Origin of the sequence: Noviluteimonas lactosilytica (genome assembly GCF_020866925.1) — a bacterium.
Classification (GTDB): domain Bacteria; phylum Pseudomonadota; class Gammaproteobacteria; order Xanthomonadales; family Xanthomonadaceae; genus Noviluteimonas; species Noviluteimonas lactosilytica.
Genome location: NZ_JAJGAK010000001.1, coordinates 1155928 through 1169759 on the forward strand (window position 1 = coordinate 1155928; position 13832 = coordinate 1169759).

General features: G+C 68.8%; 9 protein-coding genes. 4 read left to right on the top strand and 5 right to left on the bottom strand.

All coding sequences use genetic code 11. The features are described from left to right. Positions 1-95 precede the first annotated feature (95 nt). Positions 96-3131 carry an HYR domain-containing protein gene (locus tag LK996_RS05660; protein WP_230526152.1) on the top strand — a complete coding sequence of 1012 codons (3036 nt, stop codon included), beginning with the start codon at positions 96-98 and terminating at the stop codon, positions 3129-3131. Positions 3132-3230: 99 nt separating this feature from the next. Here LK996_RS05660 and purL read toward each other — a convergent pair whose 3' ends face one another. From purL to xerD, 3 genes are all read right to left on the bottom strand, one after another. Next, positions 3231-7166, bottom strand: coding sequence for a phosphoribosylformylglycinamidine synthase (purL, locus tag LK996_RS05665; protein WP_230526153.1), 3936 nt, complete (start codon positions 7164-7166; stop codon positions 3231-3233). A 42-nt stretch (positions 7167-7208) separates the two neighbouring features. Next, the gene (locus LK996_RS05670) at positions 7209-8081 is read right to left on the bottom strand and encodes a DsbC family protein (RefSeq protein ID WP_230526154.1); all 873 of its coding nucleotides are present in this window, start codon (positions 8079-8081) and stop codon (positions 7209-7211) included. 91 nt (positions 8082-8172) lie between these two features. Then, positions 8173-9123: a site-specific tyrosine recombinase XerD gene (gene xerD, locus LK996_RS05675; RefSeq protein WP_425493708.1), complete on the bottom strand. Its 951-nt coding sequence runs from the start codon at positions 9121-9123 to the stop codon at positions 8173-8175. 32 nt (positions 9124-9155) lie between these two features. On the opposite strand from xerD, the gene LK996_RS05680 reads away from it, so the two are divergent. Next, positions 9156-9617 (top strand): RDD family protein, encoded by a 462-nt coding sequence (locus tag LK996_RS05680; RefSeq protein ID WP_230526155.1) that lies wholly within the window; start codon positions 9156-9158, stop codon positions 9615-9617. Between the two features lie 19 nt (positions 9618-9636). Here LK996_RS05680 and lptG read toward each other — a convergent pair whose 3' ends face one another. Continuing rightward, the gene (lptG, locus tag LK996_RS05685) at positions 9637-10740 is read right to left on the bottom strand and encodes an LPS export ABC transporter permease LptG (RefSeq protein WP_230526156.1); all 1104 of its coding nucleotides are present in this window, start codon (positions 10738-10740) and stop codon (positions 9637-9639) included. Further along, a complete protein-coding gene (gene lptF / locus LK996_RS05690; protein ID WP_230526157.1) occupies positions 10737-11828 on the bottom strand; it encodes an LPS export ABC transporter permease LptF in 1092 nt (363 codons plus the stop codon). The genes lptG and lptF overlap by 4 nt, the downstream gene beginning before the upstream one ends. 96 nt (positions 11829-11924) lie before the next feature. Between lptF and LK996_RS05695 the strand changes: the two genes are divergently transcribed. Both LK996_RS05695 and LK996_RS05700 read left to right on the top strand, forming a co-directional pair. After that, on the top strand, positions 11925-13403 hold the full coding sequence (locus LK996_RS05695) for a leucyl aminopeptidase (RefSeq protein ID WP_230526158.1): 1479 nt from the start codon (positions 11925-11927) through the stop codon (positions 13401-13403). Next, a complete protein-coding gene (locus LK996_RS05700) occupies positions 13403-13828 on the top strand; it encodes a DNA polymerase III subunit chi (protein WP_230526850.1) in 426 nt (141 codons plus the stop codon). The genes LK996_RS05695 and LK996_RS05700 overlap by 1 nt, the downstream gene beginning before the upstream one ends. Positions 13829-13832: the final 4 nt, after the last annotated feature.

Genomic DNA, 13832 nt, shown 5'->3' on the forward strand with positions numbered 1-13832 from the left:
GATGCTGCGCCGCACGCGTCGGCAGACTGTGACCGAGTTGGCATTTCGGTGCCGTTTGCTCGAACGCAGCACACCAAGTCCTACAGGGGGACCCCATGTACACCCGGAACGTGCCCGCGCGGCTGCGCGGCATCCTCGTCGTCGCTGTCTGTTTGGCGGGCGGCTTCGCCGCTTCGCCGGTCTTCGCGCAGGGGGGGCCACCTCCGGGTCAGTGCCCGCCCGAGGCGCGCATCCAGTCACTGGCCCAGACGGTCAACGAAGGCGGCAACGTCACGCCGAGCGGCAACTCGTCGAAAGGCACGAACCTGACGTACCAATGGTCGGTCGACTCCGGCCCGGGACCGGTCACCTGGAATCCCAACGCCAACGTCGCCTCGCCGTCGTTCGTCGCGCCGCAAGTGACGGGCGACCGGCAGATGGTGATCCGTCTGACTGTCACCGGTTGCAGCGGGCAGACGCATTTCACGACCGGCACGATCCTGATCAAGGATCTCACCGCGCCGCCGACCAACACGAAGCCGACCGCGATCGCATCGGCGAATCCGCCGATCGCAAGTGAAGGCGTGACGGTCACGCTCGACGGCTCGGGCTCCACCGATCCCGAGAACAATCAGCTCACCTACGCGTGGACGCAGACCGGCGGCCCGTCGGTGACGCTCTCCGACGCGAGCGCCGCACAGCCGACGTTCGTCGCGCCCAACCTCACCAATCCCGAGGGCGCAACGCTCACCTTCAAGTTGCGCGTGACCGATACCGGCAGCCTGTTCGACGAGACCACCGTCGTGGTGAACGTGCTGTTCGCCAACGACAGCCCGTTCGCCTCGCTGCACTGCCCGCTCACGGTGAACGAGGGTGCGAGCGTGACGCTCGACGGCAGCGATTCGAAAGACTACGAAGACGATGCGGGCGGCACGATGCTGCATTACCGCTGGAGCCAGTTGCAGGGCCCGCCGAACATCGACGTCGGCAACGAAACCGGCGAGACCGTGACTTTCAATGCGCCCGTGCTCGGCACCGGCGAAGCGGGCTACATCGAGTTCGAACTGCGGGTCACCGACAGCGGCAACCTGCACACGACCGCCTCGTGCGCGATCTTCATCGAGGACGTCACCGCACCGGTGTTCTCCGGCGACGAAGATCGCACCGAGGAAGCCACGGGGCCCGACGGTGCGAACGTGTTCTACGACGGCCTCGCCGCGATCGACAACGTCGAAGGCGACGTCAGCGACGCGATCGTTTGCTTGCCGCCGTCGGGCTGGCTGTTCGGGATCGGCCCTGCCACCACGGTGGAGTGCGCGGTCGAAGACGCGAACCACAACGGCAACGAGACCAGCTTCGACGTGCTCGTGCAGGACACGACGAAGCCGGTCATCGCGCCGCAGAACGACATCGCGATGGAAGCGACGGGCCCGGCCGGGCGCGTGGTGACATTCGATGCGCCACAGACGTTCGACGTCGTCGACGTCGACCTGGTCGCCACGTGCGATCCGCCATCGGGTTCGACTTTCCCGCTCGGATCGACGATCGTCGACTGCGATGCGACCGATACCGCGGGCAATGCCGCGGCCACCGAGTCGTTCACGGTGACGATCCACGACAAGACCGCGCCCGAGGTCACCGTGCCGGACGACATCACGCTCGAAGCCACCTCGTCGGCAGGCGCGGTGGCGACGTTCGACGCGAGCGCGACGGACATCGTCGACGGCGACGTCGACACGACGTGCGTCCCGCCGTCCGGCAGCACCTTCGCGCTCGGCACCAACGGCGTGACCTGCTCGGCGACCGACAAGGCCGGTAACACGGGCAGCGCGTCGTTCTCGGTGATCGTCGAAGACACGACGCCGCCGACGCTTTCGCTGCCCGACGACATCACGGCGGAAGCGACCTCCTCCGCGGGCGCGATCGTCTCCTTCGTCGCGACGGCGTCGGACATCGTCGACGGCGACGTCGACGTGACCTGCGCGCCCGCCTCGGGCTCGCAGTTCGACCTCGGCGACACGACGGTGAACTGCTCCGCGACCGACGTCGCCGGCAACACCGCGAACGGCAGTTTCAAGGTGACCGTCGAAGACACGACGCCGCCGGTCGTCGACGTCCCCGACGACATGACCATCGAGGCGGATATTCCCGGCGGCAAGGTCGTGACGTTCGCGGCGTCGGCCCTGGACCTCGTCAGCGGCAGCGTCGCGACGACGTGCTTGCCGGCGTCCGGCAGCACGTTCGCGCTGGGCTCGCACACGGTGGCGTGCTCCGCGACGGATGGCGCCGGCAACACGGGCCACGCGTCGTTCTCGATCACGGTGGAAGACACCACCGCGCCGTCGCTCACGATGCCCGGCGACATCACGAAGGAAGCCACTTCGCCCGCCGGCGCGACGGCGACGTTCGCGCCGACCGCCACCGATCTCGTCGACACCAGCGTGGACATCGTCTGCGTGCCGGCGTCGGGCAGCACGTTCGCCCTCGGCGACACGACGGTGGATTGCACTGCGACCGACGACTCGGGCAACGACGCTGCAGGCAGCTTCACCGTCAAGGTGGAGGACACGACGCCGCCGAACATCGCTTCGCACGACCCCGTCAACGCAACGGCGAGCGCGAACTCCGGCGCAAACGTTGCCTACGCGAAACCGACGGCCACCGACATCGTCGACGGCGATGTCGCGGTGAACTGCCTGCCCGCGTCAGGTTCGTGGTTCAACGTCGGCTCGAACACCATCACCTGCACCGCGAAGGACAGTCGCGACAACACCGCGACCAGCACCTTCCAGGTCATCGTCAGCTACAACTTCTCCGGCTTCTTCCGCCCGGTCGACAACCTGCCGGTCGCGAACGTGGTGCAGGCCGGCCAGGCGATCCCGGTGAAGTTCTCGCTCGGCGGCAACCAGGGCATGAACATCTTCACCGCCGGTTACCCGCGCGTGCAGGTGATGAGCTGCGCGAACAACACCTTGCAGGACACCGTCGAAGAAACGGTGACTGCGGGCAACAGCAGCCTGCAGTACCAGACCAACGGCGAGTACCACTACGTCTGGAAGACCGACAAGGCGTGGGCGGGCACGTGCCGCCAGCTGCAACTGACGTTCGCGGACGGCAAGACGCAATCGGCGAACTTCACGTTCAGGAAGTAAGGCGCAACTCCCCAGGTGCGCAAAAGAGGAAGGGCCCGCATCGCGGGCCCTTTCTCTTTCACCGGCACTGCGCGCCGATCGACATCAGGCAGATCGGAATCAGCCGACCCACTTTCGCGCGTTGCGGAAGATGCGCATCCACGGGCCGTCGTCCGGCCAGTTGCGCGGCGCCCAGCTGTAATTCGCGGTGCGCAGCGTGCGTTCCGGATGCGGCATCAGGATGGTGGCGCGGCCATCGCGCGTGGTCAGGCCCGCGATCGCATCGGGCGAACCGTTCGGATTCGCCGGATACAACGCCGCCGGCTTGCCTTCGCCATCGATGTAACGCAGCGCGACGAGCGCCTGCTTCGCATCGGCCTCGTCCGCGAACGCGGCGCGGCCTTCGCCGTGCGCGACCGCGACCGGGATGCGCGCGCCCGCCATGTCCTGCAGGAACAGCGACGGCGACTGCGCGACTTCGAGCAGCGCCAGGCGCGCTTCGTACTGTTCGCCACGGTTGCGCAGGAAACGCGGCCAGTGTTCGGCGCCGGGGATGATGTCCTTCAGTTGCGCCATCATCTGGCAGCCGTTGCACACGCCGAGCGCGAACGTGTCTTCGCGCGCGAAGAACTTCGCGAACGCATCGCGCAGGTCGTTGCGCTCGAGGATCGACGTCGCCCAGCCGCGACCCGCGCCGAGCACGTCGCCGTAGCTGAAGCCGCCGCAGGCAACGACGCCCGCGAAGTCTTCCAGCCGCGCGCGGCCCGCGATGAGGTCGCTCATGTGCACGTCGATCGCGGCGAAGCCCGCGCGGTCGAAGCCGTACGCGGTTTCCACCTGGCTGTTGACGCCCTGCTCGCGCAGGATCGCCACGCGCGGACGCACGCCGGTGTTGATGTACGGCGCGGCGATGTCTTCGCTCGCATCGAACGGAATGCGCGGCTGCAGGCCGGGCGCGTCGAAGCGACGCGCGGTGGCGTGTTCTTCGTCGGCGCACTCGGGGTTGTCGCGCAGGCGCTGCATCTGGTGCGTGACCGACCACCAGGCGTCGAACAGTTCGTCCCAGCGCCATTCGGTCAGCACCGCGCCTTCGCGCAACACGCGCACGCAGGCGGCGGTGGTCGGACGCGCGATGCGCTGCGCGCAATCGATCAGGCCGTGGCGCGCGACGAGGTCGGCGAACTCCGCGCGATCTTCCGCGGTGATCTGCACGAGCGCGCCGAGTTCTTCGTTGAACAGCGTGCGGAACGGATCCTCGCCCCAACCGTCGAGCGAGATGTCGAGGCCGAGGTGCGATGCGAACGCCATTTCGCACAGCGCCGCGAACGCGCCGCCGTCGGAACGGTCGTGGTAGGCCTGCAGCACGCCGGCCTCGCGCGCGTCGCGGATCAGCTCGAAGAACGCGCGCAGGCGCTGCGGATCGTCGAGATCCGGCACCGCGCCCGCGAACGCGGGCAGCGCATTGGTCGCGCCGACGCCGGAATGCGGATGGCACTGCGCGAGGATCGAACCGCCCATGCGCTGCTTGCCCGCGCCGAGGCCGATCAGCCACAGCTCGGTCTCCGCGTCGCGCGTCAGCAGCGGCGTGAGCTGCTGGCGCACGTCGTCGACCGGCGCGAACGCGGACACGATCAGCGACACGGGCGACACCGACTTCTGCTGCACGCCGTCGCTGGTCCACTGCGCCTGCATCGACAGCGAGTCCTTGCCGACCGGGATGCTCAGGTCGAGCTCGGGCGCGAGGCCCAGGCCGACCGCGCGCACCGCGTCGAACAGCTTCGCGTCTTCGCCGGGGTGTCCGGCGGCGGCCATCCAGTTCGCGGACAACTTGATGCGATCGAGCGAGGCGACCGGCGCCGCGCACAGGTTGGTGATCGCTTCGCCGACGGCCATGCGCGCCGCGGCGGAGGCGTCGAGCAATGCGAGCGGCGTGCGTTCGCCGATGGCCATCGCTTCGCCGCCGAAGCCCGCGAAATCGGCGAGCGTGATCGCGCAGTCCGCGACCGGCACCTGCCACGGACCGACCATCTGGTCGCGCGCGGTGAGGCCGCCGACGGTGCGGTCGCCGATCGTGATCAGGAATTGCTTGGACGCGACGGTCGGATGCGCGAGCACGCGCAGCGCGACGTCGTGCAGGTCGAGCGTGGTCGTCGCGATCTCGGGCCAGCGCGGCGCGGGCGGCGTCGACGTGTCGCGATGCATCTTCGGCGCCTTGCCGAAGAGGACATCCATCGGCAGGTCGATCGCGCGATCATCCGGCAGGTGTTCCAGCGTGGCGCCGTGCGCGACGACGAGGCGTTCTTCCGCGGTCGCATGACCGACGACGGCGAACGGGCAACGCTCGCGCAGGCACAGCGCGGCGAATTCCGCGACGCGGTCCGGCGCGATGCCGAGCACGTAGCGTTCCTGCGATTCGTTGCACCACAACTGCATCGGCGACAGCGACGGGTCGTCGGTCGGGATGCGGTCGAGGTCGATGATGCCGCCGACGCCGGAGTCGTGCAGCAACTCGGGGATCGCGTTCGACAGACCGCCCGCGCCCACGTCGTGGATCGACAGGATCGGATTGTCTTCGCGCAGCGCGACGCAGCGGTCGATCACTTCCTGCGCACGACGCTCCATCTCGGGGTTGTCGCGCTGCACGGAGGCGAAGTCGAGGTCTTCGGCGCTTTCGCCCGAAGCGACCGAACTCGCGGCGCCGCCGCCGAGGCCGATCAGCATCGCCGGACCGCCGAGCACGATCACCGCGTCGCCCGGCGACAGCGGGCGCTTTTCGACCATGTCGCGATCCATCGCGCCGAGGCCGCCGGCGAGCATGATCGGCTTGTCGTAGGCGCGCACGAGGCCGTCGCCTTCGTTGAGTTCGAAGGTGCGGAAGTAACCGTTGAGGTTCGGCCGGCCGAATTCGTTGTTGAACGCGGCCGCGCCGAGCGGACCGTCGGTCATGATTTCCAGGGCGGGCGCCATGCGCGGATTCAGCGCGCGCGGCATTTCCCACGGTTGCGGCAGCGTCGGGATGCGCAGGTGCGAGACCGAGAAGCCGCACAAGCCGGCCTTCGGGCGACCGCCGCGACCGGTCGCGCCTTCGTCGCGGATTTCACCGCCCGCGCCGGTCGACGCGCCGGGGAACGGCGAGATCGCGGTCGGGTGGTTGTGCGTTTCGACCTTGATGCAGAACGCGCCGGGCGCGGCGGGCTCGCTGCGATATTCGAAGGTGTGCGGATGCGGGCGGAAACGTTCGACGCTCGAAGTGCCCTCGACCACCGCCGCGTTGTCGCTGTATGCCGACAGCGTGAACTGCGGCGTGCGCGCGTGCGTGTGCTTGATCATCTTGAACAGCGAGGCGACCTGGCCGCTCGCCTGCGCGCTGTTCATCAGCATGTTGCGGTTGTCGATCGACCACGAGGCGTTGAAGATCTTGTGGCGGCAGTGCTCGGAGTTCGCCTGCGCGAACATCATCAGCTCGACGTCGTGCGGGTCGCGCGCGAGTTCGGTGTAACGCTGTTCGAGGTATTCGACTTCGTCGGTCGCCAGCGCGAGGCCGAGGCGCGCGTTCGCGGCATCGAGCGTCGACACCGGCACGATCTCGAGTTCGCTGCGCGCGGGCGTGGCGAACATCGCGGCGCCGGCATCGCGCTCGGCGACGATCGATTGCGTCATCGGATCGTGCAGCAGCTTCGCGACCGCCGACTGCGTGGCGGCATCGGCGGGCCAGCCCGCGAGGTCGATGCGCAGGCCGCGTTCGACGCGCTTCACGTCGAGGCCGGCGCCGTGCAGGAGTTCGGTGGCCTTGCTCGCCCACGGCGAGATCGTGCCCAGGCGCGGCAGTACGAAACGCGAGACCGCGTCGCCGTCGCGCGGCGCCATCGCGTCGCCCGCTTCGAGGATGCGGTGCAGCGCGGCGCGATCGATCTGCGCGGCGTCGCGCGCCGGTTCGATCCAGTAGGTGAACCAGGCACCGGAGATGCGCAGCGCGGGGGCCACCGCCCGAAGGCGGGCTTCGAGCCGTTCGCGACGGAACGGCGACAGGGCCGGCAGGCCCTCCAGGACGATCATTTGAGGCCGGGACCGTGGGATCGGGCCCGGCATTCTACTAGGTCAGCGGCCCCCGGCCCCGCCCCGGCCCGTCGACGGGTCGGTCGCGTTCGACCGGCCGACCGATTTCCCGGCCGAAAGCTTGTCCAGCGCCGCGCGCAGCTGCTGCGGGGTGAGGTAGCCGCCGAGCGTCGTGCCGTCGGGCGCGAGGATCATCGGGGTGCCGGTGAGGCCGACGCGCTGGCCGACGTCGTATTCCATCGTTACCGGGTTGGTGCAACTCTTGCTCGGCACCGGGCGGTCGCTCTTGGCGTCGGTCAGTGCCTTCTTGCGATCGGCCGCGCACCACACGTCGACCATCTTCTGGTGGTCCGGGCTGCCCAGGCCCATGCGCGGGAACGCGAGGTATTCGACCGCGATGCCCTGCTTGTTCACGTCGGCGATCTGGCCATGGAACTTGCGGCAGTAGCCGCATTCGACGTCGGTGAAGATGGTGACGGTGTACTTCGGGTTCGGCGGCGCGAAGACGATGCGGTCCTTCGCGGGGATCGTCGCGACCAGCTTGCGGCGCACGGCGTTCATCGTTTCCGAGCTGAGGTCCTCGCCGGTCAGCGTGTTCGATGCGTTGCCCTGCACCAAATACTTGCCGTCGTCGCTGATGTAGACGAGCTGGCCGCCCGCCACCACGGCGCGGAAGCCCGGGAACGGCGCGGCGCCGACGTAATCGATCGGGATCTGCGAATTGATGCGGCGCACGGCGTCGCGCGCGCGCGCTTCGGGCGTGCCCGCCTTGACGAAGGGCTCGATCGCCTTCGGCTCCTTCGCCGGGGCCGTCGACTTGGCGCCGGGCTTCGCGGCCACCGACGGCGGGCCGTCCTGCGCGCAGGCGGACAGGCTGAGGGCGACGCAAAGGAGACTGAGGGTCAGGCGCTTCATTCGGACATCCGGAGCTGGGGCAGCGGATTCTGTCACTTCCCCGCGCCAAGGCCAGTACCGCTGGTCACGGATTGGTCTCCGGCTGGCGTATTCACCCTCGCGGATGATGGCGGGCATGCAGCTTCTGCAGGTGTTCGCGGGCCACGAGCGTGTAGATCTGCGTGGTCGAAAGTGAACTGTGGCCGAGCAGCATCTGCAGCGCGCGCAGGTCGGCGCCGCGATTGAGCAGGTGGGTCGCGAAACTGTGGCGCAAGCCGTGCGGGCTGATGCGCCGCGGGTCGATGCCGGCCGCACTCGCATACTGCTTCACCAGCAGCCAGAAGCGCTGGCGGGTCGGCGCTTCGCCGCTGTGCTCGAGGAACAATGGCGCGAGCGCCCGCTTGCCGGCGATCTTTGGCCGCGATTCGGCGAGATACCGCTGCAACCAGTGCTGCGCTTCCTCGCCGAGCGGCACCATCCGCTCCTTGCTGCCCTTGCCCATCACGCGCAGGACGCCCTGGCGCAGGTTGAGCCCGGTCGCCGGCAGCAGGCACAGCTCGCTCACGCGCAGGCCGCACGCGTACATCAATTCGAACATCGCGCGATCGCGCAGGCCGATCGGATCGTCGACGGCGGGCGCGGCGAGCAGCGCATCGATCTCCGATTCCGACAAGGCTTTCGGCAACGAACGCGGCAGGCGCGGCGGATCGATCAATGCGGTCGGATCGTCTTCGCGTTCGCGACGCCGCACGCAATGCGCGTAGAACGCGCGCAGCGTCGAGAGCAGGCGCGAGTTGCTGCGTGGCGAATACCCGTCGTGCGTGCGCTCGGCGAAATAGTCGAACAACGCCGCGCGATCCGCGCCCGGCAGGCCGCCGCCCCGCCCTTCGCGCCAGCGCGCATAGCCTTCGAGATCGCGGCGATAACTGTCGAGCGTGGCCTGCGCGACGCCGGACTCGGCCCACAGCGCATCGAGGAAATCGGCGATCGCCTTCGCATCCGCCTCGGGCACGGGCGCGCGCTGCATGGCGATCGCGCGGCGCTGGGTGGGCGAGGACGGCATGCGGTCCAGCTTATCCGACGTATCCTTGCCGGATGGCGACCCCGACCGAAAAACCCCGCGCGCTGGTGTCCTGGCGCCTGCTCGCACTGCTCTACGACGCGTTGCCGGTGCTCGCGCTGTGGTTCCTCGCCTCGGCGGGATTCACCGTGGCCTTCACCTTCCTCGGCCACCACGATCCGCACCAGAACATCGCCCCTTTCAGCCCGTTGCAGTGGCTGCTGTGGGCGCTGTGTTTCGCGATCGCGGGCGCCTACGCCGTGCTCAGCTGGCGCCGCGGCGGACAGACGCTCGGGATGCGCCCGTGGCGATTGCGCGTGGTCGCGGCGAACGGCGGCACGCCGTCAATGCGCGCGCTCTGCGTGCGCTTCGCGGTCGGCACGGTGTCGCTGCTCGCCGCGGGCCTCGGGTTCTGGTGGGCGTGGATCGATCGCGATCGCCTGGCCTGGCACGACCGCGCGAGCGGCACGCGCCTGCTGCGCGAACCCAAACGCTGATCCAAAGCAGGCCGATCGATCAGCCGCTGCGCCTGCGGAACAACACCGCCGACACACCCATCATCACCGCGAGCGGCAACAGCAACGCGATCCGCACGTCGAGGTGGAAGGCCTTCGCGAGGTTGCCGAACAGCGTCTGCAACATCCAGAAGCCCAGCGCGAACACGATGCCGATGAACAGGCGCTTGCCCAGCCCGCCGCTGCGCAGCGAGCCGAATGCGAACGGCACCGCCGCCAGGCACAGCGCGAGCACGTTGATCGGATAGAACCAGCGGCTCCAGTAGATCTCCTCGAACTCGCCGGCATCCAGGTTGTTGCGCCGGAAATACTCGATGCTGCTGCGCAGTTCGCGCGAAGGCAGGTAGCGCGGACGCGTCACGCTCGCGGCGAGCGCGGCGTCGTCGAGCTGCGTCTTCCAGCGTTCGACCGGCACCGTTTCCTGTTGCACCGACCGCTCGCCGAAACGCGTGCGCACGACGTTGCGCAACACCCAGCCCGACGGGCGATGTTCGGCGACCGCGGCCTTGGCGATCGACGCGAGGCGACCCTGGTCGTCGAACTGGTACAGGTCGATGTTCTGCAACTCGAGCCACTGGTCGCCGTTGGCCGAACGTTGCTGGCCGCCCGACGCGTTGAGGAACATGTCGCCTTCGCGCGCCCACACGCCGGCATATTGCGCGAGGATCATGTTGTTCGAACGCGCCTGCGCCTTGAGCGTGTCGGCCTGGCGCTGCGCCCACGGCGCGAGCGTTTCGCCGTTCACCACCATCAACAGCGTGAGCGTTGCGAGTGCGAGCGCGACCGCGCCGCTCAGGCGGCGACGCGAGAGACCGAGCGCGCGCAACGCGGTGAGTTCGGAACTCGCGGCGAGCTGGCCCAGGCCCATCAGCGCACCGACCACGGCGGCGGTCGGGAACAACCCGTACGCGCGGCGCGGCGCGGTGTAGGCGACATACACCAGCGCTTCCATGAAGCCGTAACGGCCCTGGCCGATGTCGGACAACTCGCTGATCAACAGCGTCTGCACGAGATCCAGGCCGAGCACGATCGCCCATGTCGCGAGCACCGTGCCGAGCACGACGCGACCGATGTAGAGGTCGTGCAGTTTCGGGAACGGCGTCATGCCGCGGCCTTCGGCGCGCGCGGGCGCTTCATGCTGCCGTCGCGCATGTACAGCCACGCCGCGAACGCGAGCAGCGGCACCAGCAGCCACCACAGGCCCGCGGCCGCCGGCACCCTGCCCTCTTCGATCCATTGCGTGCCGAGGACGGTGAGGTTCATGCCGACGAGATAACCGAGGAAGGCGACGAGCACGCGCCCGTAACGCGCCTGGCGCGGCGCGGCGCGCGCGAGCGGCACGGCGATCAGCGCGAACGCGAGCGTCAGCAGCGGCGGCGCGATGCGCCAATGCAGTTGCGCGGCTGCTTCGGGACGCGCGTCGCCGAGCAGGTCGGGCGTGGGCAGCACGACCGGATCGTCGGCGGCGCGCTTGCCTTCGATGTCGGGCAGGCGCAGTTCGTTGCTCGCGTAGCGCATCAGGCGGAAATCGCGGCCAGCCACGGCGGGGCCTTCGACGCGGAAGCCTTCTTCCAGCTTCAGGTAGCGCGAGCCGTCCGCATCGAGCGACAACGCGCCGGTCATCGACGTGCTGACATCGATGCGGTTGCCGGAGGCGCGATGCACGAACATGCGCGAGAAGCGCGTGCCGTCGGGCGACATCGCGCCGACATAGATGACGCCGCCGTTGTTCGGCAGCGCGATGAACTTGCCGGGCTCAAGGCCCGTGATGACGAGGTTGCGGTTGGCTTCCCACACCATCCGGTCGCCCAGGCGCTGCGCGGCCGGGCCGAGCCACAGCGAGCAGATCGCCACGACCACCACGGCCGGCAGCACGACCATCATCAGGGGACGCAACAGGCGGCCGGGCCCGATGCCGACCGAGGCCAGCACCGGCATCTCCGAATCCCGGTACAGCCGGCCGATGGCCAGCAGCAGGCCGAGCATCAGCGACAGCGGCAGCAGGATCGGCAGGAAATTGACCAGGCGCAGGCCCAGCTGCGACAGCACCAGCCCGGCGGGGACGCGGCCGCGGGCGATCTCGCTGAGGAGGTCCGCGAAGACGCCGCCGAGGCTGATCAGGCCGAGAACCACGAACGCGGCCAGCACCGACTGGGCGAATTCGCGCGTGAGATAGCGGTCCAGCTTCGGCATCGGGCCTCGTTGCTCTAGAATTCCGCCTTCGTTCGCCGGGATTTCCGGCCGCGCGGCATGAAGGCCCCGCGATTGTACGGAAAAGGAACCGGTGCGATGTCCCTCGAATTCACGTTGAACTCCGCGGCCGCCGCGAACACGGCGACCGATTGCGTCATCGTCGGCGCATTCGCCGACGCCAGCCTGGCCCCTTCGGCGCAGGCGATCGATGAAGCCAGCGGCGGTCGCATCGCAGCATTGATCGCGCGCGGCGATGCCAGCGGCAAGATCGGCCGCGTCGCCCTGCTGCACGATCTTGCGAACGTCGCCGCGCCGCGCGTGCTGGTGATCGGCCTCGGCGATCGCGACAAGTTCGGCGCCGCCCAATACCTCAAGGCCGTCGGCGACGCCGCGCGTGCGCTGCGCACCGGCCCGGTCGGCTCGGCACTGTTCACGCTGTCCGAGATTCCCGTGAAGGACCGCGACGCCGCCTGGAACATCCGCCAGGCCGTGATCGCCGCCGCGCACGCGTGCTATCGCTACACCGCCACGCTCGGCGCGAAGAACAAGAAGCGCGACGAAACGGGCCTGGCGTCGATGGCCATCGCCGGCGACGACGCGCAGGCGCTCGCGCAGGGCAAGGCGATCGCCGCGGGCGTCGCGTTCTCGCGCGAACTCGGCAACCTGCCGCCGAACATCTGCAATCCGTCGTACCTCGCCGCGCAGGCGCAGGAGTTCACCGCGCGCTTCCCGCAGGCCGAATGCGAAGTGCTCGGCCGCGATGCGATGGCCGAACTCGGCATGGGCTCGCTGCTCGCCGTCGCGCAGGGCTCGGCCAACGAGCCGAAGCTGATCGCGATGAAGTGGAACAATGGCGGCGACGCCAAGCCCTACGTCCTCGTCGGCAAGGGCATCACCTTCGATACCGGCGGCATCAACCTGAAGACGCAGGGCGGCATCGAGGAAATGAAGTACGACATGTGCGGCGCCGCGACGGTGATGGGCACCTTCGTCGCCGCGGTCGGCATGCAGTTGCCGATCAACCTCGTCGTCGTCGTGCCGGCCGTCGAGAACATGCCCGACGGCAACAGCTATCGCCCGTCCGACGTCATCACGTCGATGTCAGGCAAGACCATCGAAGTGGGCAACACCGACGCCGAAGGCCGCCTGATCCTGTGCGACGCGCTCACCTGGGCGCAGCGCTTCGAACCGCAGGCGATGGTGGACGTCGCCACGCTTACCGGCGCGTGCGTCATCGCGCTCGGCAAGTACGCGACCGGCCTGATGAGCAAGCACGACGACCTGTCGAACGAACTGATCGCCGCGGGCGAGACCACGTTCGATCGCGCGTGGCGCCTGCCGCTGTGGGACGAATACCAGTCGCTGCTCGAGTCGAGCTTCGCCGACGTCTACAACATCGGCGGCCGCTGGGCCGGCGCGATCACCGCGGGCTGCTTCCTCGCGCGCTTCACCGAAGGCCAGCGCTGGGCGCACCTGGACATCGCGGGCGTGGCGAACGATGAAGGCAAGCGCGGCATGGCCACCGGTCGTCCGGTCGGCCTGCTCTCGCAATGGTTGCTGGATCGCGCGGCCTGATGCCGCGCGCGGATTTCTACCTGATCGCCAAGCCGCGTTTCCGCGCGGAGCCGCTGCGCCTGGTGTGCGAACTCGCGCGCAAGGCGCACGACGCCGGCACGTGGACGCTGATCCTCGCGCGCGATGCGCAGCAGGCGGAAATGCTCGACGACATGCTGTGGGACATGGGCGAGGACGCCTACATCCCGCACCAGATCGCCGGAGCGGACATCGACGAGGACGAGGCCGCGGTGTTGATCGCGGCGCCCGACGTCGACGCGCCGCTGCGTCCGATCGTGATCAATCTCCGCGACGGCGCGGTCGAAGGCGCGGTCGAACGCGTCCTGGAAGTGGTGCCCGCCGACGAGAACGCCCGCGGGCCGTTGCGCGAACGCTGGAAGGCGTACCAGGCGCGCGGCTTCGAAGTGAACAAGCACGACATGTGATCCG